This window comes from Gorillibacterium sp. sgz306347, assembly GCF_059735245.1.
Window position 1 is genome coordinate 1 of record NZ_JCAPET010000044.1, and the last position, 21493, is coordinate 21493.

Below are 21493 nucleotides of genomic sequence, written 5' to 3' on the forward strand. Positions count from 1 at the left end.
TCTGTCTTGCACTAGAGGGTGTCCACTTTTTATACTAGCTGCAAAGGAGCACCTAATATTGTCTTTACCGAGCGTTTTCAGGCAAATAAGTCCATAAAGGCACTTATTTCTGCCGTTTCCTTTAATTATCACTGCTTTTCCAGGAAATAAGTGCAGGTGGGCAATTATTATCCGATACAGCCTAGAAACCACCGAAAATAAATGCCGTTTTGCACTTATTCGCTCCGCCGTCTCATAGGCATATTGATTGCCCAATCGTTACCGGTCTCCTCATATTTCCAAATCACTCTGTGTTACCGCTCGTCTAATGATTCCAAGTTGCTGGCCATTACCGGTCAAGTAATGCTCCCTAATTGCTACGCGCTATCGGTCGACTAATACTTCCAAGTTGCTGGCCATTACCGGTCGAGTAATGCTCCCTAATTGTCTAATACTTCATAAATCACTGGCCATTACCGGTCGCTTAATGCTTCCATGGTGCAGACCGCTACCAGTCGCTATGTTTCCGGATCGCCAGCCGTTTCCAGCCGTCTTGTGCTTCTAGTCGCTATCTGCTTATAGCAGCCAATCTGGATCCTGCCCCTACCTTCTTTAGAGAAGGGGGCGCGGCGATACGGGGGCGGTTAGGTCAGGGAAAACCAACGTTAGCGGATGGGGGGCTGACCTCCTCCGCCAGCGCATCCAAAAGCTGCATGCCGAGCGCGTCGACCGGCGTAGGCTTGCCGCGCAGGGCGGACCACAGCTGCGTCCCGAAGGTCAGGCCGTGATTGAGCAGCACGACGGCCCCGCTGCCGGTAGCCGCGTCAAAGCCCATGAAGGAGGTGGAGCCGTAAGTCCCTCCGTTGTGCCAGCAAAAGGTGCGCCCTTTGCGGATGGCGAGCATCCAGCCGAGTCCGGCCGCCTGGTCCTCGCTGAGCTTCAGCCGAGGCTGCCAGCAGGCGGCCAAGGCTTCGGCGAGCGGCCCCGGCGTTTGCCCGGAAGCGTGGCGCAGAAAACGAAGCAGGTCCGGCACGGTAGATCGCAAAGCGCCGGCTCCTTGCAGCGGGCCCAATTCCCAAAGCGGCGTCGGTTTGCCGCGGCCGGTGAAGACCGGCGCCAGACGGCCTTCCTGCTCGCCGGTTAGCCGGGCGGCCGTGTCCTTTAAGTCCAGCGGGCCGGCGATTTCATCGGCAACCAGCTGTTCATAGCTTCGGCCTGTCCGCAGCGAAAGCAGATGCCCCAGCAGGCCGAAGCCAAAATTGGAGTAAACGAACCGCTCGACGGCGCTCCGTTCACGTTTCTCCTCCTTCGCCGGCTTCAGCTCCCGGAGGGCCCCCGTCAGCTGCTCCTCGCTGTAGTGGGCGTAAGGATTCCGCTTGTCCTTGACGGCGCCCCTCAAATTGTCGGGCAACCGGGGCAGGCCCGAGGTATGGGTGGCGAGCTGCTCCAGCGTGATCGAAGCGGCGGCCGGATTTGCCTGTGCTTCGGGAAGCAGGCTGCCGACGGTGTCCGACAGCCGGACGATTTCCCGGCGCTCCAGAATGGAGAGCAGGGAGGCGGTAAAAACCTTGGTGATCGACCCCGTTTCAAATAAAAGGCGGCCGTATTCCGCTTTATCGGCCGGGCCACGGCTACGGACAGCCGCTTTGCTTCCGGCGTATCCCCAAACGGCCTCGCCGCCATCCGGGCGGATAACCCCGATAGCGGCGATGAGAAATTGTTTGCGGCCATAATGCTTTTCGGCCCACTCGCGGGACAGGTCCTTTAAACGCTGGTTGGCTTCGGTCAAGACGGACACCTCCGGGGAACTGGGAGTTCCCGTTTTTTATCCAATACGGCACAGCGCTCCGATCCGTTTCGCCGGCGGGTTTCCAGTGTGCGGACGGGCGTGCGGCATCGGTAATGGGGCGTTCCGGCAGGCGGGTCAAAAATACCGGCAGGCGGGCCAAAAGCTCGGCATCGGTAATGGGGCGTTCCGGCAGGCGGGCCAAAAGCTCGGCACCGGCAAAGGGGCGTTCCGGCAGACGTGTCAAAAGTTCCGGCGAACGGGTCAAAAAAGCCGGAACGCTTTTGAAGAACCGCTGGAGGATTATGCTATAATCGGTTCATCAGCTGTGCCGATGCCAAAAGAAAAAGGATGAACGCCGATGGCGAATTGCGAGCATTGTTATCCCCGCGAGCTGGTGTATCAAATCCGGATTGCCGGAGAGGAAAACGCGAAGGTGCGGCCCCAGCTGGAGGCTTACCTGACGGGAGCCGGCTCGCTTGCAGGCCGGGAGGCGGAGGTGTTCGCCATCCGCGAATCGGGAATTGCCGATTTTTACGATTTCAGCCGCGATCATCTGGACGGCGACGGTCTGTCGTTCCGGATTGCCGAAGAGGAATGGAAGCCGCTCGAGGAAATTCCGGATATTCAGGGAGCGGGCTGGGTGGATCAGGTGATCCTGCATGAATCGGTTCTCTCCTACCGGCAGGTAATCGTCGACGCCGACGGGCAGCCCGTCGGCTATGAAATTTTATCCCGGTTCCGTGCCCCGGACGGCGGCCTGGTCCCGCCGGGGACCGTGTTCGACGCGGCCCGCAGCCGCAACCGCCTCTATTCGCTGGACCGGCTCTGCCGGACCTCGGCCGTGCGCGCGGCAGCCAGGCTGACGGGCACCATTTTTATCAATTTCGTCCCCTCCTCGATTTACTCGCCCGCCCACTGCCTGAATACAACGGTCGGTACGGCAAAAGAGCTTGGGGTCGAGCCTTCCCGGCTGGTGTTCGAAGTGGTCGAATCGGAGAAGGTAAAAGAAGTGGAGCACCTGAAAGCGATTCTTGCCTATTACCGCGGAGAAGGCTACGCCTGCGCCCTGGATGACGTGGGGCAGGGGTACAGCACGATCGAGCTGCTGGAGGAGCTTCGCCCCGAATATATGAAGCTGGACATGAGCTATGTCCAGGGCGTCGCATCCGACCCCGACAAGCAGGCGATGGCGGAGCGGTTTTTGCAGGCGGCCCGGGTGTCGGAGTCCGTTCCCTTGGCCGAGGGAGTCGAAACGGAAGAAGATTGGGCCTGGCTGAAGAAAAAAGGATACCGGCTTTTCCAAGGGTATCTGTTCGGAAAGCCCGAACCGGTCTGAGCGGACGGCGATTCGACGGGCGCCCCCCGGTGTAAAGGGAAGTAACATTCCCCTGCACTGGAGGGCTCGTATGAACAGACGGATGCGATACACAGCCGCCTCTCTGCTGGCGCTGCTTTTGCTGACGATTCCCGCCGCCGCTTTTTCGCATGTCAAGTGGTTCACCACCGAAGCGCCTGTCAAGGAAAGCCTGGAACGGATTTTGTCTCCGCTGTTTATGGCGGCGGCCCTGTCGACCGCTTTGCTGCTGGCCATTGTGAGCCAACTGCTTCCGTCCCTGGAAAAGCTCGGACCGGTCGGCCGGGTGAATGGGATGCTGGACAAGCTCCGGCCGTATTCCCGGCTTATTTTGAAGTATGGGACCGCGCTTTCGCTTGCGGTGCAGGGCTTCTCCGGCAACCTGCTTGCCCCGGAGTTTCATCTGCATTCGGCAGCGGCCGAGGCCGTGCTGTGGGCGACGGTTGTCCTGCTCCTAATTCCGCATCAAGCGGCCACCAAAGTGGGCGCGCTGCTCGGCGTCGGGCTGTATGCGTATCAGGTATGGGAAGCCGGAGTGTTTCACATGCTCGACTACGGGTTTTACCTGGCCATTTTTGCGGTTCTGCTGATCAGCCGGACCGAATACGAGGATTGGGGCTTTCCTTTTTTGTACCTGGGGACCGGACTTTCGCTTTGCTGGGTTGCCGTGGAAAAGTGGGTTTACCCCAATATGAGCCTGGATATTATTCGCGAGCACAGCGTCCCGACCTTTGGCCTTGCGCCGGCGGTTTTCGTCGTGCTGAGCGCGTTCATCGAGTTTCTGGTCGGCTATGCGCTTGTCGTAGGCATTCTGAACCGGCTTCTGGCCGTCGTGCTGACCGGAATATTTATCATGACCACGATGATTTTCGGCTGGACGGAAGTGGTCGGGCATTTGGTGATCCATGTCGTGCTGCTGATTTTCATCATCGAGGGCACGAGCTTTTACAAACCGCCGGTTGAATTGCACAACAGCCGGATTCACCGGATGGTGTTTGTGTTTTTGAATTTCATTTTCGCGCTCTGCACCATCCTGATCCTTTACTACCGGTTTGCCTGAGGCAACGGCGGGCCGGCAGCGGAACCCCGATTCCGCATAAAACAGGATTGCAAAAACTTCCGACGAGACCCTCATCGCCAGGAAACGAAACCGGAGGCTTTTCATGCGCTTGTTTGCTGTCTTCTTGAAACCGTACCGCCGTGCCGCGCTTATCGCCCTTTCCCTGATGCTGGTGGAGCTGGCCGTGGAGCTTTGGCACCCCCTTCTGATGGCCCGCGTCATCAATGAAGGCGTGCAGCAAAAGGATATGGACGCCGTGCTGCGGTACGGCGGGCTGATGCTCGGGGTGTCCCTGATCGGATTTGCGGCGGGCATCGTAAATTCGTTCTACGCGGCGGGCGTCAGCCAGAATGTCGGGTGCGACCTGCGAAAAAGCCTGTTCGACCGGCTCCAGTCGGTGCCCTATCCGCAGTTCAGCCGGTTTCCGGCGTCCACGCTGATCACCCGGATCACGAGTGACGTTACGCAAATTCAAAACATCGTTTTCATGAGCCTTCGGGTTGTGCTTCGCGCGCCGCTTTTGATGATCGGAAGCCTGACCATGGCGCTTCTGGTCGACTTCAAGGTGGCGTTTATGCTGCTTGTGCTGACTCCGCTGCTCGTGGCGGGTATGGTCTATGTGATGCGCAAAGGGTTTTCGCTGTTCCAGAACGTTCAGGAGCGGCTGGACCAGACAAACGTTGTCATGCGGGAGACGCTCGGCGGCATGAAATGGATCCGGGCGCTGGTCCGGTCCGGCCATGAAATCGCCCGTTTCGCGAAAGCCAGCGGAGGCTTGAAGGAAAAGACCGTGTCCGCCATGCGCTGGATGGAGCTTTCCATTCCCCTGCTGCTGTTTGTGATGAACCTGAGCGTGCTGTTCATTTTGTGGCACGGGAACCTGGACGTCAAAGCGGGCGGAGCAAACGTGGGCGACATCGTCGCCGTGGTCAACTATACGACGCGCATCGCCGGCGCGTTTTCAATGCTGTCGTGGATTCTCTCCAGCCTTTCCCGGGCGCGCGCGTCGCAAAAGCGCATCTCCGAGGTGCTGGAGCAGGAGGGCGGAGCAGAAGGCGTGCGGAAGGCTGCGGAGGCAGGGGAGGGCGCTGCGGAAATCGGCAGGGAAAAAGGTGTGCGAGTCGTGGAACGCGGCGGGAATGGCACAAGCTTGCAGGACGCGGGTGGCGAGACGCCAGATACATACCCATCCGCCCCGGACGAAGGCGGTAAAGCCGAATCCGGTGCCGGGCCGGCTGCCCTTGCTTTTGACGGGGTCCGCTTCCGTTATCCCGGCATGCGGACTGCGGTCCTGCACGACATTTCGTTCCGGGTGCGACCCGGAGAAACGGTGGCCATTCTCGGCGCGACCGGATCGGGCAAGTCGTCGCTGTTTCAGTTGATTCCCGGCTTGTATGAGCCGGAGGCAGGCACAGTCCGGCTGGACGGACGCGACATCCGCACCATCGACCCGGACGAACTGCGCGCCCAGATCGGCTACGTGCCGCAGGAAACGAAGCTGTTCAGCGGAACCGTGGCGGATAACCTGCGCTGGGGGAAAGCGGATGCGGCGCCGGAGGAGCTGGCCGAGGCCGCCCAAAACGCGCAGATCCACGACACAATCCTGAAGCTGCCCAACCAGTACGAAACCGCCGTCGGGCAAAACGGAGTCAACCTCTCGGGCGGCCAGCGGCAGCGGCTGTCGATCGCCCGCGCGCTGGTCCGCCGGCCTCGGCTGCTGCTGCTTGACGACAGCACAAGCGCGCTGGACCTGCGCACGGAGGCGCGGCTGCTGGAGGCGCTGCAAGCGTACGGCTGCACCACGCTGATCATCACCCAGAAGATCGCGACGGCCAAGGAAGCGGATCGAATCCTCATCCTGGAGGACGGCCGGCTGATCGCCGAAGGCACGCACGCGGAGCTGGCGGAAGCCTCGGGGCTGTACCGGCGCATCGTCGCTTCCCAGTTTGCGGAAGGGAGCGTGCTGCCGGGATGAGGATGATGCCGAAAAAAGCGCAAAAACCGAAAAACAGCATGGCGACCATCGGCAAAATCTGGCGCTATCTGGCCGAGCACCGGAAGCTTTTGATTGTGATTTTTCTGCTGGTCGTCCTAAGCTCCGTGGCGAGTCTGCTTGCGCCGTATTTGCTCGGGCGGGCGATCGACCATTTTGCGGACGGCGGCGCGGATGCGGGGCTTGTCCGGCTGATCGCTTTCCTGGGCGCCGTGTACCTCGTGCAAGCGGCTTCGGGGGCGCTTCAGAGCTACTGGATGATTGGCGTTTCGCAGGAAACGGTGTTTACAATGCGGCGCGATCTGTTCGCGAAGCTGCACCGGCTTCCGGTCGCTTATTTTACGAAGCGTCAGCACGGGGAAATGATGAGCCGCCTGACCAACGACATTGAGAACGTTAGCCAAACGCTGAGCGGCTCGTTTATTCAGATTTTCTCCAGTCTGATCACATTCGCGGGGATGCTCGGCCTGATGCTTTGGCTCAGCCCGCTGCTTACGCTGGTTACCCTTTGCGTTGTGCCGCTGATGTACCTGGGCATGAAGTGGATCACCCGGCGTACGGGCCGGCTGTTCAAGGAGCAGCAGCGCAACCTGGGCGACCTGAACGGGTTTGTCGAGGAAACGCTCTCCGGACAGCTGATCGTGAAATCATTCGGGCGCGAGCCCGCCGTCATTGCCGAGTTTGCCGAAAAGAACGAGCGGCTGCGGGAGTCGGGGTATTGGGCGCAAACCTACTCGGGTTTTATTCCCAAGCTGATGAACATGCTGAACAACGTAAGTTTTGCGGTCATCGCCGGCGTCGGCGGGCTGCTTGCCCTGAACGGCGGAATTTCCGTCGGGGTCATCGTGACGTTTGCGGAATACGCCCGTCAATTCGTCCGGCCCTTAAACGACCTGGCGAACCAGTTCAATACGTTTCTTTCGGCCGTGGCCGGCGCGGAGCGCGTATTTGAAGTGCTGGAGGAGGACGAGGAGGAGCAGGACGAGGCGGAGGCCGGAGAGATGGCGGACGTGCGGGGCGATATCCGCTTTGACGGCGTCACCTTCTCCTACAACGGGGACGTGGACACGCTGTCGGACGTCAGCTTTCGGGCCAAGCCGGGCGAAACGGTCGCGCTGGTCGGGCCGACCGGTGCGGGCAAAACGACGATCGTTCAGCTGCTGACGCGGTTTTACACGCCTTCGGCGGGGAGCATCTCCATCGATGGCCGGGACATCCGCAGCATCCGCCGCCAGAGCCTGCGGCGCCATATGGGGTTCGTGCTGCAGGATTCCTTCCTCTTCGGCGGCACGATCCGCGAGAACATCCGGTACAGCCGCCCGGAGGCGACGGACGGGGAGGTGGAGGAAGCGGCGCGGAAGGCCAACGCGCACGGCTTTATCGAGCGGATGCCGGATGGCTACGAAACGGTGCTGTCGCAAGACGGGGGCGGCATCAGCCAAGGGCAAAAGCAGCTTCTTTCGATCGCCCGGGCGATTCTCTCCGATCCGCCGATTCTGGTTCTGGACGAAGCGACCAGCAGCATCGATACGGTGACGGAGGTGCGGATTCAGGAGGCGCTGTCGCGTCTCATGGAGGGCCGCACGAGCGTGGTGATCGCGCACCGGCTGAACACAATCCGGAACGCCGATCAAATTCTGGTGCTGGAGGACGGGCGGATCATCGAACGCGGCTCGCACGACGAGCTGCTGCGGCAGCAAGGGTTTTATTACGGGCTGCATGAAAGCCAGTTCCGCAAACAGGCGGTTCCGGGCCGGTTATAAGCGGCCGGCTCCGCAGGGGCGCGTGTTGATTTGGACGTAACACGCGGGCGATACGGCCGCCGACGGCGTGGCAGTACGCTCCGGGCTCGGCCGGCGCAAACGCAGCAGCTAAGGATGCGGCGGAAAAAGCCGATGCAAAACAGGATGAAAAAGCGGCACGCTCCCAGGGGATCACTCGGGGCGGTGCCGCTTTATTGTCGTGCCGCGGGACGGCGGCTTTTGCTGTGATGGATGGTCTACTGCTCCATGACGGGCGCGCTCATTTTCGGAAGGCTTAGAAAACTCATTCCCCAAATGTAGAACGGATAAACAAGGAAAACGGGAATGACGAAAAGTCCTGTCACCGGGGCAGGCGACTCTCCGGGCCCAACCGGAATAGCGGATGCCGCCAGCCAAGTAAAAACCATGAAGTAAGGGAACCAAAGGGCGACGGCCCAGTATGTTGCCCGGGACTGGCCAAGGAACCGCCGGGTCCAGAAAAAGGCCAGCAGCGATACTACGGCGGCGATTCCAATGCTGTAGAAGGCAATCATCAGCAAAAGCTTTTCCGAGGTCCACCCGGTAATCCGCAAAATCGCATACTGCCTTCCCCACAATTGAAAAAGTGCGGTTAACCCCGCCCCATACAAAGCGGAGATGGCGTTCAGATTAAGAAACAGCCTCATGCAGCACCCCCATTAATTCCTTATTTTCAATTATAACCGAGGTTGGTTGGGGAAGGAATTGGAAGCTGCTCAACAGGTTTTGCACACTGTGAAAAAACCGCCTGGCGGCTTGGCGGCCTCCGGCGGTTCATTTTGTGACAGGTTACAGATCCTTTTCAATTGCTCATGCAGCCTGTCCTTGGAACGGGGGGCAGCCTAACCGCCGAACCCGCGCCGCAGCAACACGATGACCGCTTCCGCTGCGGCCAGGTTGTCGTCCGTGTTTCGCAGGACGACATCGCACTGAACGAGCGCGGCGGCTTCCTCCGCGTAAGAGGCCATCCGCCGCTTCAGCTCGGCGGGCGCCAGACCGCGCCGCTCCAGCCTCCGGCGGCATTCCTCGCGTTCCGCCAGCACCCCGACGGCGAGCACCCGGCCCGGGAACGCCGCGCGGACCTTGGCGACGCCGGGAGCGTCCAGGACGATCGAATGGGGCTCGCCCCGGTCGATAATGCCCTGGATGGCGGAAAGCGGCGTGCCGTAGAGCTGCCCTTGGTACTCGGTCATCTCCAGCATGCGGCCGTCCGCGTGCACGGCCTCCAGTTCTCGGCGGGAGGAGAAATAGTAGTCCCGTCCGTGCATTTCTCCCTCGCGAGGCGCGCGCGACGTCCAGGTCACCACCCGCGGCAGGCCGAGCGCGGCCTGCAGGGTTGTTTTGCCGGAGGCGCTGGGACCTTGAAAGGCAATCAGCAAAAACGGCATGCCGTCAACCCCTCTCCTGAATAAACGGGCCGGCGCCCGCTCGTCGTTGTGTTCTCCGCGGCAAACCGGACCGCCGTCACGCGCTCTCCCGCATACCCAGTCATCCCCTTCAAGCCGTTCAAGGCTCCGGGGCATCCGCCGGTCATGTGCTGTTCAGTTAGTTGCCTTCGGTGAGGCGGCGCTTATCTTCGGCCCGCCGCAGGCTCTTTCCTTCTCCGAGCTCTCTAACACTTTGCCCGGCAGCCCTTCCGTCATCAGTCTTGCGGCCGGCTGCCGGCAGGCCCTTCGTCTTCGGCGTGGCGGAAGCTGCGGGCGATATACATGGCGGGCGTGGAGGCCACCGAAATAATGAACTTGAACAGGTAGGTTGTGACCAGGATCTGCACCCAGGCCTGGAAACTGTACAGTCCCGCGAACGCGATGGTGCAGAAGATCAGCGAATCGACGAATTGGCTTACGACGGTGCTGCCGTTCGTGCGAATCCAGAACTGATTGTACTTCGAAAAACGGGCTTTTAACCGGCTGTATACCTGGACATCGAGAAACTGGCTGGTAAAATACGCGGTCAAGCTCGCCAGCGCCAGCCGGGGCATAAGCCCGAAAATCGTTTCCATCGGCCCTTGGGCGAAATCCTCCGTCGGGTGCGGCGTGAAATAAAGCGCCATCTGCATCATGACGGTGGAAGCCAGCAAGCTGAAAAATCCGAACCACACCGCTTTGCGCGCTTCCTTGAGCCCGTATTTCTCGTTCAGCAGGTCGGTGCACATATAGATCGTCGTATAAATGGTGTTTCCGAGCGTCATCACCAGCCCGAGCATTTCCACGGTTTTGACCACCTGAATGTTGGCAAGCACCGTAGCGAAGCCGATCCAGGCATAAAGTCCCTTTTTGCCGAAAAACCGGTAACAGAACAAAAACAGGGCGAAATTGACCACGACAAACGCAACGCCCCACATAAAGTTGTACACAAAAAAGCCCCCTTGACGGTGCCGGCCCGGGCCGGAAAAGTTGTGCGCAGCAGTCAAATAACCGCTGCGGCCGCTGCTCCCGTGAGATGCATGCTGCATGTTCCGTTAAGCGGACCCGCCGGGCGGTCGACTATCAGAATAACAGAACGGCGGAAAAATGGAAAGAAGCAGACCGTAAGGCCCTGCTGTCGACAAACTTGTCCATATTTCGTCACATTTCTACATAGTACCATAATATCCATCACACGGAACGGAATACGCGTCATCCCCGTGTGTCCCATTTCAGACATATAATGGTAGAACCTGCAGGTGCTGCAGTGTTGGGCTAATTGGGCGCTTCCAAAGTTGGCAGCGGTTTCATAAAGGAGAGGAGGGGGATGATTCGCACGAAAACCAACCTAACAACAACGGCGGACGGACAATTACCGGATGATCAAATCTACCATGTGGAGAGTGAGTGACGTGTACCGAGCACGTAAACGAAACGGCCGACGCACGGGTATTTTTCTTTTGCTCATCATCAGCCTGCTGATTCCCCAATGGAACGGCTTGGCTTACGCAGAGACGGAAGGCGCTATTGACGGTACGGAGCTGGTGCAGACGGCAGAGGCGCCGCCTTTGGATTTTTACGATGATTTTAATGACGGAAATGCGGACGGATGGACGCCGTACGGAGGCACCTGGTCCGTAACTGAAAGCGCTTACCAAGATTATGCTTACACGGTTAACGCAGGATTCGGCTTCAAAGCGCTGGCTCAGTCGGCCTCTTTTGACAACTTTTCGGCAGAAGCGGATATTAAGCCCCTGGCGGACAGCGGCGACGCAGGGCTGCTGGTTCGTGCGTCAAACCCGGGGATCGGCGAGAACGCCATCAGCGGTTATTATATCGCCCTGATTCCTTATCGGGACCTGGTCGTCGTATGCAAAATGGAGAACGGCGCCCACAGCATTGCGACCGCTGCTTTTCCCATCCAGCCGAACCAGACCTACCGGCTGAAGGTGACGGCAATCGGAAGCGAAATCCGGGTATTCGTGAACAATCCCAATACCCCGATCCTGACCGTAAATGACGGCCGGTATACCGCCGGGGCGATCGGGCTGCGGGTGTTCAAAATCGGAGCTTCCTTCGATAACGTGACGGTTGCCGGAATTGTGCCGGACACCGAAGCGCCTTCCGCTCCGGCCGCTCTTCACGCGTCCGCCGTGACGGACTCCTCTATCCGCTTGGCCTGGGAACCGGCTGCGGACAACCAAGGCGTGGCGGGTTATTCCATCTATGACGGAAGCGGCCGGGAAATTGCGGCGGTAGGGGCGGTAACGGCCTATGAAGTTACAGGGCTCGCCCAGGACAGCGCCTATTCGTTTGCCGTCAAAGCGCGTGACGTTTCGGGCAACCTTTCTCCCGCCAGCAATGCCCTGGAGACGGCAACAGCCGCTACTGCGGCGGGGGATGAACTTATCCATCAAGGCGTTCCGTACAAAGCAAAATACGTGAAGAGCTGGAAATTTACCGGGAGCGGCGCTCCCTGGGTCGGAGCCGCCCCGACCTGGGACGGCCATAACGCGCTGTGGGAAGGGAATCCGTTCCGCAACGGAGACAAAGCCATCGCGCTGGCTTCCCAGCCCGGCAAGGAACGGAAGAGCCAGATCGGCTCCTTTGGCTTCACGTCCGCCGAGCTGCAGGAATTTGCCGGTAACCCCGACTATCTCGTCCGCCTGCAGTTCCGCCGCTGGCAGGACGGAAGCTGGGGGGACGGAGCCGGCTCGTACTTGTACTGGTCCCTGGATACCTCGGACGGCGTAAAGTGGAAGGATGCGCGGAGCGACACGTTGGCCTCGAATGCACGGACAGGCGTGGCGGAAACGCTGATCCTCTCCGGTGCGGACCCCCGGTTTAAAGCCGACGGGACGGCTCCGCTCGACCTCCGGGCGGAATGGCGGCTGGCCGACTGGCGGAGCGTCAAGCCCGAGGGGGCCCGGCTTTACGTCGACGATATGTCCGTAACGGTATACGTCAAACAGGCGCCGGCGGCTCCGACGAACCCCGTGGTGGACAATGAGAACCACACGTTCGGGTGGACACCGAACCCCGAGTATCCCTCGCTGGACGCCTATGAATACAGCGTGGACGGGGGCGCGACCTGGCTGCCGGCGGCAGCCAATCCGCAGCCTTTGGAAAACCGCTATTACGCGGCGGGCAGCGTTCAGGTGCGCGTGAAAGCATCGGCTTCCTTGAACGGGCTTGCGGGGATGAAGCTGGTCTCCGGCACCGCCTTTGTCGTCAAGGGCACGGTCTTTGCCCCCGGCAGCGAGCCGGCCACCGCGCTTTGGCGGCTCGGGAAAGCGGACGACAGCGGTGCGGAATTCGCCGAGGACGCCTCCGGGGCTCCCGAAACCGTCGCTGTTCCGGCCAACTGGGCGACGCGCACGGATTGGGGCCTGCTGCCCAAAGGCATGAAGGCGGATGAAAACGGCACGCTGAACCTCTCGTTCACCCTTCCGCAGGTCCCCGCAAACGGGGTCCGGTTCAGCTTTAAGATTCTCGATGCCTACAAATCGACCCCGCAGATGGCTGTATTTGCCAACGGGAGCATGGCCGGCCTGATCCAGATTGCCGGCATCTCGGGAAGCGGAGCGGTGACGGCCGAAGGCGAAAAGGCGGCCTTCCGGGAAACGTATCAGCTTTACATTCCCAAGGAGCTGCTGAAGGCCGGAGCGAACACCCTGCAGCTGCAAGTCGACCGCGGGCTGTACGCCGAGCCGAGCGGGGACCCCTACCTCTGGTACGAGTGGGATTACCTGCTGCTGGAGGCGCTGGACGCGCCGGCAGTCGAGCCGCTTCACGGCCGGTTTGTGCATTTGGGGACAACGCTTGGCAACGTATTTAACTACGGGGACAACCAGACCCGCCTGCTTCCTCAGCTTGCGGAATGGATGGGCGTCGCGTACAGCGGGAACTGGATGCGCGTCTCTTTCTGGTCGGACACCCGGGCCAGCTGGGAAGCCGGCGGCAGGAAGTACCTGGAAACGCTGCGCGATCTCAACCTGGCGCCTATGATCAACATTTTCGGCGGAAATTTCCGCAGCGATACGGAGCTGCAGGCTGGAACCATTTCGGCGTCGGCCCGCAATTACTTCCGCGACTTTACCGCCCGGTTCGGCGACTTGTATCAATATGTGGAGGTGCAGAACGAGCCGGGTCTGTTCAAGTGGCACCAGCAAGCGATTCTGGCGCTGACGCGGCTTCTGCACGAGGACCGCGCCGTTTATCAGCCGAACCTGAAGATTGTCGCCCCCGGCTGGGCATTCTGGCCGTCGAACGGCACGCCGGACGGCTGGGAGCGCGATCCGGCCCAGAGAAGGCCGATCGACGAGCTTTCGGATATCGCCAACGGGCACAGCTACGGGGGGACCGGGGTGTCCCAGCCGCGCGGAGGCTCGCTGATCGAAACGCTGCTTACGTATCCGGAAGGAAACGGCAGCATCCCGAAGGAAATGGCGATGAGCGAGACCGGCGGCAACGACAACCATATCGACAACTCGATGTACGGCACCTTTGCCTACCGCTACGCTTCGGCGTTCGACCGGGAAATGCGCGCCAACGTCGGGTATGTGGACCACATCATGCAGCATGCGGCCTTTTTCCGCGAAGGGAGCACGTCATTCGGCCTGTTCGACGACAGCATCGACTGGAACACCCACCGGCCCGAAGCGACGGTTGCGTGGGCGAATGGAAAAGAGCCGGGAGAAACCCGTCTCAAAACGTTCCGCCGTCTGGCCGCCGCGTATGCCACTCACGGCACTCCGCTGCCCTATACGATTCAAAATGCGGATGAACTGGAAGGCAAAAAGGTGCTGTTCCGCGGCGTAGATACGGCGGGACTTGGTGTCTCGGGCGTCGGGGCCCGCTCCGACCGGGTGCTTTTGAACGTCGTCAGCTTCGAGAAAACGCCGGTTACCATGAAGGTAAAGGTGAAGCTGCCTCAGGCGGGAACGTACACGGGTGATCTTTACCGGGACGGAGCCACCTACGAGGAGGCCCATTCGGAAGTGGCCGCGCTTGCGGCGGGTCCGGATGTGGAGCTGAACGTAACGGTGAATCCGGGTGAAGCGGTCCAATATATTCTGTCGCTGAAGGAAACGCAGGCGCCTTCCGCGCCGGGAGCGGTTACGGCGGCGCTTGCGTCTTACAAGCAAATCAGCCTTTCCTGGACGGCTTCTTCGGACAATAAGGCGGTGGAGGGCTACCGCGTATACCGCAACGGCGAATGGATCAACACGCTGCCCCGCACGCTGACGGCATTCGCCGATCAGGGGGTTCAGCCGGAAACGGCGTACACGTACCAAATCGTTGCGTTTGATGCTTCGGGCAATCTGTCGCCCGCTTCCGCGTCAGGCACGGTGACGACTCCGCCGATGCCCGTAACGCCGGGCGGACCGAAGTTTGAGGCCGAGGCTGCCGAGCGGGATCAAACGCTTGCCGTCTATAACGATTCCGCCGCATCGGGCGGAAAAGGCGTCGGCCAGACGCAGGGCGGCAGCCTGACGCTGCTGAATATCAGCGCGGGTGAGGGCGGCCCGCATGTGCTGACGATCCGCTACGCTGCCAACGAAAACGCGAAGAAAGCGATTTATGTCGGCGGCGAGAAGCAAACGACCGCCACCCTGCCTTCCACCGGCGCATGGAACGGGGAAGGGCACTACGGCGAAGTCAAGGTGAACCTGCAGCTTCAGCCCGGGGCCAATACGATTCGCATTGCGCCGGACGGAGGCGGGGCGAACATCGACTACTTCGTGCTGGAGCCGGGAAGCTATGCGCCGGAACCGGCCTGGGTCAACGTCCCGCACGATCACAGCGCGATGGATTATTCGGCGGGCTTTGCCGTCAGCGCCGAAGGCGGCTCCCATGACGCAAACGAACCGGGGGCTTACGCCCAGCTTGCCTTCAAGGGAACCGGCTTCCGCTGGTATTCGCGGGTCCAGGCCAACATGGGCATCGCCGACGTCTACATCGACGGCGAGCACGCGGCAACGGTGGACCTGACCCGGGCGGCGCTGGAGGGTTACGACCGCATGGTCTACAGCGCCGAGAACCTGGAAGAGGGGCTGCACCTGATCCGGATCGAAGTGCAGAGCGGCACCGTGGCCGTCAACAGGATCGAATATCTGGGCTTCGATCCTGCGCCGCCGCAGCCGGGTCCGGACATGATCGTCACCGATTTCGAGTGGCTGCCCGCTTCGCCCGCGACCGGCAACGAAGTGACGTTCCGGGCGACGGTGAAGAACGTCGGCACCCGGGCGACACCGGCCGGCGTGGTGACGGGCGGCGCGTTCACCATCGACGACGGCGTGGTCGGCTGGACCGACACCTACAGCCAGCCGATCCAGCCGGGCGAATCGGTCACCCTGACCGCAAACGGCGGCCCGAACGGCCCGGGCACCTGGCTCGTTCCGCAGGACGGCGTGTACGAGGTCGGCTTCATGGTCAACGACATTTTCCGCTACCGCGAAATGGATGAGACCAACAACACCTTGACCAAAACGATGTACGCCGGCGTGCCTGCGCCGGAGTGAAGGCGCTCTTCGCCGGCACCAAAGGAACGGGTCCGGAGGGCGCGATCCTGCTAGCCCTTTTGCCCAGGATTTAGCCGGCAGCGAATGCCGTTTCCCTTTCTTTGTGAGACAGTCATAAGCTTAAAGAGGCAGCCAAGCAGCGGTTTTCCGGTTTGAGGAAAATCGCTGTTTGGCATTTTTGGCAGGCGGAACAGAGTGGTGACTTAAGTCATCTTACCGATGTAAAGATGTTGGACTATAATCTTAACAGCGGTAAGATTTGGGGGAGGAGGAAATTGGCGATGAAGGAGAGACCGTATCATCACGGCAATTTGCGAAACCAGCTTATCGAGGCCGGGATTGAACTAATTAACAAAGAAGGCTTAGAGGGCTTCTCCTTACGGAAGGTCGCTGCGAAATGCAAGGTCAGCCATACCGCGCCCTACAGCCATTTTACGAATATCGAGGAGCTGATTTACGCCATGGGTGACCATGTCACCGGGCAATTTACGACGAAGCTGCGTACAGCCATTGCCGGAAAGGAAACCAGTCCGGAAGCCATAGCCTTGCTCGGGCAGTCCTATATTGACTTTTTTATAGAAAACCCTTCATATTTTCAGTTTCTCTTCTATCATTCGGGGCTAACCATTGACCTGGATAACCGTTCGGCTGATGATTATCCGCCTTTTGCCTTGTTTCGAAGCACTGCCTATGGAATTTTTCAAAGCAGCGGGATACCGGAGCAAGAGTATTCGAAAAAATTAATTGTATTGTGGGCGGAGGTACACGGGATTGCCTCTCTCCTTACCAACGAAGGGGTTCGCTATTCCGGGAATTGGCGGGATCTGTTTTCTACGTAAGAGATGGAGAAGGAGGAGCAATAATGAAACTGTTGATTCATGATTTGTCTCAGCAAGATTATGAGGGGTTGGTTCAAGACCATTCTGACGCAAAAGTCATCTCGGACAATGGCACCATCCGTAAATGCATCGGCTGCTTTGGGTGCTGGGTCCGAACGCCTGGTGTATGTGTGATAAAGGATGATTATCAGCATATGGGGGAACTTCTCTCCAAGTGCCAGGAGCTGGAGATCATTAGCAGATGCCATTATGGGAGCTACAGTCCCTTTATTTCCAATGTGATAAACCGAAGCATCTCCTACCTGCTGCCTTATTTTACAATGAAAAATGGAGAGACCCATCACCGGAAGCGTTACGACAACACCTTCTCGCTATCGGTGCATTTTTATGGGGAAGACATCACGGATGCCGAGCAGAAAACGGCTCGTGCCTTGGTGTCGGCAAATAGCGTGAATCTGTATTCTACCGGGAACCGGGTCTATTTCCATCCCAGCCTGCAAGCCATGAAGGAGGGGTTACAATGAAGATTGCCCTGATTAACGGAAGCCCCAAAACAGGCCAGAGCAACTCAGCCCGCTTGCTCACAGCACTTGAGCCGCTAATCGGCTCCGGCCATGAGCTTACCTCTTATCGTCCAAGCAAAAAACCGCTCTCCCCCGAGCAATACAGCGAGCTTTGCCGCATGGATACCCTGATTATTGCCGCGCCTCTCTATGTAGATGGATTGCCGTCCCATTTGATGGGGATGCTGGTTGCCCTTGAGGGCTATATGAAGGCGGAACGCGAGAAGGAAATCTATGTTTATGCGATGATAAACAACGGCTTTTTTGAAGGGCATCAAAATCACATCGCATTGGATATCCTGAAAAACTGGTGCCTGCGGTGCGGCCTGCATTTCGGTCAGGGACTCGGGCAAGGGGCAGGTGAAATGCTGGAACTGATGGAAAAGGTCCCGCTTGGGCACGGGCCGCTGAAAAATTTGGGGCGTGCCATGGAGCGTTTTGCCCACAATATTCGTTCTCGGAGCACCGAGGAGTCCATGCTGGTCAGTCCGAATTTCCCGCGCTTCGCCTGGAGATTTGCCGCGTCCCACTCGTTTTGGCACGACCTTGCCAAAAAAAACGGCCTGAAGAAAAAGGATTTGCTGAGGCGGCTATAGTTGGCGAAAGGACATCAGCGCCCCCGTTGGACTCGCCCCCTTCCTCCTGTCTCTTTTTTCTTGGTTAAAAGCTGCAAGTGGCAGGCACAAGCCAATGATGGCAAGGGAAAAGAAGGGAAATAGGTGCACAGCGGCACTTAATTCCGATGACTTCGCGTTCCTGTCGCGAAATAATTTCCTGTATGCACTTATTTTCGAATAAACAAGCGAATTTCGAAGAAATCGAGAGAAATAATTGCTTTTTTGCATCTATCTGACGAAAAATAGAATAAATCACTTGAATAGTTGCTTTTTTGCACTTACTGTCCCCGCTTTGCAAGCGCAAAGCCTTCTGGGATTTCCCGTCCCCCGTCCTGTGCCCGTTGATCCTCGCCCGCCACTCTTTTGCCGATAGTTGTAATTTTCCCGGATGGATGGTTAATCAATCATGTAGACTTTCCAAAGGCTATCGTGCTTTTCAAATGTAACCGTCACTCCGGTCGTGCGGGCGGGCTGCCCGGGTTGTTTGAGCCGATACTCCAAATTGACGTTTACGCTTTTTTCGTCTCTTTCTTGACTCGACACAAGGTCTAAAAACTGATACTCGTTGTCGGTTTCGACCCAGTACAGGCTTCCCTTTTCCCGGCCCGGAACGAAATTGGCGACGAACCGCTCCTTGTCTTTGGCGATCATCGCTTCCAGGGTATCTTGTAACGTTTGGAGCATTTGTTCATTCAAAAGGTCGTTGTGATAGTGCATCACGTCAAACGATACTCCGGATTGAAACGGCTCGGATTGTGCGGGGCTGGCGATAGGTGCCGCTGGGGATTCGAACAGTCCTGGATCTGAGACCATTGGGGGGCTTGCGAGCGTTCCGGCAGCATTTTCGTCTGTTCCTTTGTCGTCGCAACCAAGCAAGGGGAAGAGCAGGAGGAGTATCAAGATCCATCTTTTCATCAGGAATTCCTCCCCTTCATTCGATCCTGTATAGTAGACGCACCTAAATGGAAAAAGATACAAAAAACATAGTATTCAGAAAAAAATCAAGCAGGCCATCGAGGTTTCTCGACAGCCTGCTATATGCATGAAAATCACTTCATTTCCAGATAGCTCCACTAACAACTACCGCACTATAATTAGCCCGCTCACCGTTCTGAATTTGAACGATCGTTCCAGAAGAAGTTTTGGCACACCTTTATTATCGAAGTGCCGATTGCGAAGACTGTCCGCTGAAGGCAAAGTGTACGAAGGTAACCGTGAAATTAGAGTCAGCATGACGTATTGGCGGTTAAAGGAACAAGGCCGCCAACGGCTCCGCAGCGAGGATGGGTTTGCCCTGGCCAGGAGACGAATGATTGAACCGGAACCGGTATTTGGCGATCTGAAGAACAACCGAGGCTTTAAACGATTCCTGCTTCGAGGCTTGCCGAAGGTCAGCCTTGAGGTCGTGTGGCTTTCGCTTGCCCACAATTTGCTGATGAAGGCGGCGGCTGATGCCAAGAACAAAGGAGCTAAGCGAAAACAGATCGCTTAGCTCCTTCGTTTTTACGTCATATTCTCTTTTATGCTTTGTGGTCTGTTCCAGAAACCTGCTTTTGGGACACCTTCTTTTTGTGCGAGGAGCAATTCAAACTATGAGTTTTCCGGTTTAAGCGGGAAAATGGAGGGGAAAAGGGTTTCAAGCTCCAAAGAATCGATGAAACCCGGTACATTTTCTTCCTTGATGGTTGTGTCGGATGATTGAATGTACATGCTTTTTTGTGTTTCTCCCGGAAGTTTGACGTAGGCTACTTTTCCTTGTCGGATGTCGAGGGAATACAATGCGCCATTCCACGTGCGCTCCGTCAGAACGCTCTTCTCTCCCCAATTAATGATATAGTCTTTGCCATTTAACACAGAATTGTCTGTCCTCGAGATATTGATCCAAATCCCGTCCCCGCGGTCGTCATTGTAGATCAGTTGAAGGTTTACGAAGTCTTCGCCTGTCAGTGTTCTGTCATAAACAATGCCTTCCTCAAGTTCGGTAAACTCTTCCACAGGTAAGCTTGGCGGAAGAATCGATAGCTTGATTATGGCGGGCTTGAACCGAAGTATTTGAGCAGGCAGTTGAAAAGAAAGATTCCCCACCTCCCGTTCCGCTGTTGCTTTGTCCATGTATACGTAGTTGGTCCCTGTTAGAAGGACGTTTTCCTTCTTTATGTATTGCGAGATTTTAAGATTGGATGTTTGATCAGCAGCGGGCTCCGACTGTCCAGTCGAAAAGAACGGCGTTGATGAAGCCACCGAATCCGCCGGTAACCGATTCGGCAGTTCGTTATGCTCGTGGGCATGCTCTTTTTCTTCCAACTGAGTGATCACAAAATTGAAAATGGCATCCATAAGCTGTCTTACCTTTGCTTCATCAAGCATCTCGGGATTGTCTTGATCAGTATGGGCATCCCCGTCAGGATCTTGACTGACGGTTATAGCTGCCGTGACAGCGCCTTGAAGGGCCAGATGGTCGCTTACCAATCCGGAATTTACTTTTTTCTCAACAGGATATCCGTGATCCAACAGGAAGGAGGTTAGAGACTGGACAAAATTCTCACTGGCAGATTCGCCGACAACAAATGTTTTGATGGCATCTTTGAACCCGATCGAATCCAAATTGATCCCCCAAGCGTGGCCGTATCCCGAAAATGTCCCGGCGAATGCCTGGCTCCCTTGAAGTCCTGACTCCTCTCCGTTAAAAGCGGCAAAAATTAAGTCATAGCCGACGGGATGATCCTTGGCGTATTGCTGGAGATTGTAGGCCAACTGGATGAGAGCGGAAACGCCAGTTGCGTTGTCAATAGTACCGGGAAACACAGTATCTCCAGACCAGCCAACATGATCGAAATGAGCGGATAGAATGATCGCGTCTTTGTGACCTTCCGTCTTTTCTGTGTTGGCGGGGATTATCCCGATGATGTTGCTGGCTGTGATGTTTTCTTCTGTTAAGAGAGTCTTGATTTTTAGGGAAGCAATCCCATCCATCTTCTTTTCAAGCTTCTGATAAACTGATTCGCTGATTTGGAATATGGGCACGGTGGACTTTTTTTTCGCATTGATGGTTTTAACAAAATGTGTTGTTGGCAAGAGAACGGCTTTGGCTGATTCCAGAGCACTTGGAAGGTCTTTCTTATCTTGCAATATGATAGCCTTACCGGGTGAGGAGTCTGATATTTGGAACGAAACAAGGGATTCCAGTTCAGTGTTCGGAGCCGGCATTAATTCAAGAAAATCCGTTCCGTATTTCAAATCCTGCACGGTTCCATCTTTGTAGATGACCGTGAGAGTGTATACCTGTTTGTCCGGATCAAGCAGTTTATGTTCATAGGGGACAAAGTAGCTGCTGCCTTTATAAGGCACTATGCCAATTTCGGAAAAATGATCAGCGATGCGGTTACCGGCTTCCACATTGCCCGGGGCTCCAGTCAAACGTCCGTTCATTTTCTCTCCTGTCAACTCGTGCACAATGGAGCTAATTGTGTTTTTTGGTTCATCATCTCCCCTTACATGAACACATCCAGTCAAAAAAAGAAGTATACACAAAGAAAATGGCTTCCATTTCATAATATTCCTCCTTATAAAAGCAAAACATATAATTGA

Annotated in this window: 15 protein-coding genes and 1 pseudogene; 9 read left to right on the plus strand and 7 right to left on the minus strand. The window is 57.4% G+C overall.

Going from position 1 to position 21493, the window contains the following annotated elements; genetic code table 11:
- On the minus strand, nucleotides 1-255 hold a 255-nt coding region (locus tag AC6I6H_RS18485), incomplete at its 3' end, for a hypothetical protein (protein ID WP_497955480.1).
- Between the two features lie 373 nt (nucleotides 256-628).
- Complete coding sequence (locus AC6I6H_RS18490; protein ID WP_497955481.1) at nucleotides 629-1768, minus strand: serine hydrolase domain-containing protein; 1140 nt, start codon at nucleotides 1766-1768, stop codon at nucleotides 629-631.
- Nucleotides 1769-2126: 358 nt separating this feature from the next.
- On the opposite strand from AC6I6H_RS18490, the gene AC6I6H_RS18495 reads away from it, so the two are divergent.
- The 4 genes from AC6I6H_RS18495 to AC6I6H_RS18510 all read left to right on the plus strand — a co-directional run bounded on the left by AC6I6H_RS18495 (nucleotide 2127) and on the right by AC6I6H_RS18510 (nucleotide 7938).
- The gene (locus tag AC6I6H_RS18495) at nucleotides 2127-3104 is read left to right on the plus strand and encodes an EAL domain-containing protein (RefSeq protein WP_497955482.1); all 978 of its coding nucleotides are present in this window, start codon (nucleotides 2127-2129) and stop codon (nucleotides 3102-3104) included.
- A 70-nt stretch (nucleotides 3105-3174) separates the two neighbouring features.
- Nucleotides 3175-4182 carry a DoxX family membrane protein gene (locus AC6I6H_RS18500; RefSeq protein WP_497955483.1) on the plus strand — a complete coding sequence of 336 codons (1008 nt, stop codon included), beginning with the start codon at nucleotides 3175-3177 and terminating at the stop codon, nucleotides 4180-4182.
- Between the two features lie 103 nt (nucleotides 4183-4285).
- Nucleotides 4286-6157 carry an ABC transporter ATP-binding protein gene (locus tag AC6I6H_RS18505; protein WP_497955484.1) on the plus strand — a complete coding sequence of 624 codons (1872 nt, stop codon included), beginning with the start codon at nucleotides 4286-4288 and terminating at the stop codon, nucleotides 6155-6157.
- A gap of 5 nt (nucleotides 6158-6162) precedes the next feature.
- Entirely contained in the window at nucleotides 6163-7938 is a 1776-nt protein-coding gene (locus tag AC6I6H_RS18510; protein ID WP_497955485.1) for an ABC transporter ATP-binding protein, read from the plus strand.
- A gap of 236 nt (nucleotides 7939-8174) precedes the next feature.
- Here the strand turns inward: AC6I6H_RS18510 and AC6I6H_RS18515 are convergent, their stop codons facing one another.
- The 3 genes from AC6I6H_RS18515 to AC6I6H_RS18525 all read right to left on the minus strand — a co-directional run bounded on the left by AC6I6H_RS18515 (nucleotide 8175) and on the right by AC6I6H_RS18525 (nucleotide 10312).
- The gene (locus tag AC6I6H_RS18515; protein ID WP_497955486.1) at nucleotides 8175-8603 is read right to left on the minus strand and encodes a hypothetical protein; all 429 of its coding nucleotides are present in this window, start codon (nucleotides 8601-8603) and stop codon (nucleotides 8175-8177) included.
- Nucleotides 8604-8798: 195 nt separating this feature from the next.
- The gene (locus AC6I6H_RS18520) at nucleotides 8799-9344 is read right to left on the minus strand and encodes a guanylate kinase (protein WP_497955487.1); all 546 of its coding nucleotides are present in this window, start codon (nucleotides 9342-9344) and stop codon (nucleotides 8799-8801) included.
- Between the two features lie 254 nt (nucleotides 9345-9598).
- Nucleotides 9599-10312 (minus strand): queuosine precursor transporter, encoded by a 714-nt coding sequence (locus AC6I6H_RS18525; protein ID WP_497955488.1) that lies wholly within the window; start codon nucleotides 10310-10312, stop codon nucleotides 9599-9601.
- Nucleotides 10313-10774: 462 nt separating this feature from the next.
- Here AC6I6H_RS18525 and AC6I6H_RS18530 point away from each other — a divergent pair, with 462 nt between their 5' ends.
- The 4 genes from AC6I6H_RS18530 (at nucleotide 10775) to AC6I6H_RS18545 (ending at nucleotide 17884) form a co-directional block, all read left to right on the plus strand.
- Nucleotides 10775-15886 carry a fibronectin type III domain-containing protein gene (locus tag AC6I6H_RS18530; RefSeq protein WP_497955489.1) on the plus strand — a complete coding sequence of 1704 codons (5112 nt, stop codon included), beginning with the start codon at nucleotides 10775-10777 and terminating at the stop codon, nucleotides 15884-15886.
- Between the two features lie 281 nt (nucleotides 15887-16167).
- Nucleotides 16168-16725, plus strand: coding sequence for a TetR/AcrR family transcriptional regulator (locus tag AC6I6H_RS18535; RefSeq protein ID WP_497955490.1), 558 nt, complete (start codon nucleotides 16168-16170; stop codon nucleotides 16723-16725).
- Between the two features lie 23 nt (nucleotides 16726-16748).
- Nucleotides 16749-17249 carry a flavodoxin family protein gene (locus AC6I6H_RS18540; RefSeq protein ID WP_497955491.1) on the plus strand — a complete coding sequence of 167 codons (501 nt, stop codon included), beginning with the start codon at nucleotides 16749-16751 and terminating at the stop codon, nucleotides 17247-17249.
- On the plus strand, nucleotides 17246-17884 hold the full coding sequence (locus AC6I6H_RS18545; protein WP_497955492.1) for a flavodoxin family protein: 639 nt from the start codon (nucleotides 17246-17248) through the stop codon (nucleotides 17882-17884). The genes AC6I6H_RS18540 and AC6I6H_RS18545 overlap by 4 nt, the downstream gene beginning before the upstream one ends.
- Nucleotides 17885-18301: 417 nt before the next feature.
- On the opposite strand, the gene AC6I6H_RS18550 is transcribed toward AC6I6H_RS18545, so the two are convergent.
- Entirely contained in the window at nucleotides 18302-18820 is a 519-nt protein-coding gene (locus tag AC6I6H_RS18550) for a hypothetical protein (protein ID WP_497955493.1), read from the minus strand.
- A 242-nt stretch (nucleotides 18821-19062) separates the two neighbouring features.
- Here AC6I6H_RS18550 and AC6I6H_RS18555 point away from each other — a divergent pair.
- Nucleotides 19063-19397: pseudogene (locus AC6I6H_RS18555) on the plus strand (transposase); the annotation flags it as partial.
- Nucleotides 19398-19495: 98 nt separating this feature from the next.
- Here AC6I6H_RS18555 and AC6I6H_RS18560 read toward each other — a convergent pair.
- A complete protein-coding gene (locus tag AC6I6H_RS18560; RefSeq protein WP_497955494.1) occupies nucleotides 19496-21457 on the minus strand; it encodes a M28 family metallopeptidase in 1962 nt (653 codons plus the stop codon).
- Nucleotides 21458-21493: the final 36 nt, after the last annotated feature.

Excerpts from the sequence above, each read along its gene's own strand:
- AC6I6H_RS18505 (WP_497955484.1), top strand. The coding sequence starts at position 4,286 with ATGCGCTTGTTTGCTGTCTTCTTGAAACCGTACCGCCGTGCCGCGCTT.
- AC6I6H_RS18560 (WP_497955494.1), bottom strand. The coding sequence starts at position 21,457 with ATGAAATGGAAGCCATTTTCTTTGTGTATACTTCTTTTTTTGACTGGA.
- AC6I6H_RS18545 (WP_497955492.1), top strand. The coding sequence starts at position 17,246 with ATGAAGATTGCCCTGATTAACGGAAGCCCCAAAACAGGCCAGAGCAAC.
- AC6I6H_RS18515 (WP_497955486.1), bottom strand. The coding sequence starts at position 8,603 with ATGAGGCTGTTTCTTAATCTGAACGCCATCTCCGCTTTGTATGGGGCG.
- AC6I6H_RS18510 (WP_497955485.1), top strand. The coding sequence starts at position 6,163 with ATGCCGAAAAAAGCGCAAAAACCGAAAAACAGCATGGCGACCATCGGC.
- AC6I6H_RS18520 (WP_497955487.1), bottom strand. The coding sequence starts at position 9,344 with ATGCCGTTTTTGCTGATTGCCTTTCAAGGTCCCAGCGCCTCCGGCAAA.
- AC6I6H_RS18540 (WP_497955491.1), top strand. The coding sequence starts at position 16,749 with ATGAAACTGTTGATTCATGATTTGTCTCAGCAAGATTATGAGGGGTTG.
- AC6I6H_RS18535 (WP_497955490.1), top strand. The coding sequence starts at position 16,168 with ATGAAGGAGAGACCGTATCATCACGGCAATTTGCGAAACCAGCTTATC.
- AC6I6H_RS18500 (WP_497955483.1), top strand. The coding sequence starts at position 3,175 with ATGAACAGACGGATGCGATACACAGCCGCCTCTCTGCTGGCGCTGCTT.
- AC6I6H_RS18550 (WP_497955493.1), bottom strand. The coding sequence starts at position 18,820 with ATGAAAAGATGGATCTTGATACTCCTCCTGCTCTTCCCCTTGCTTGGT.
- AC6I6H_RS18495 (WP_497955482.1), top strand. The coding sequence starts at position 2,127 with ATGGCGAATTGCGAGCATTGTTATCCCCGCGAGCTGGTGTATCAAATC.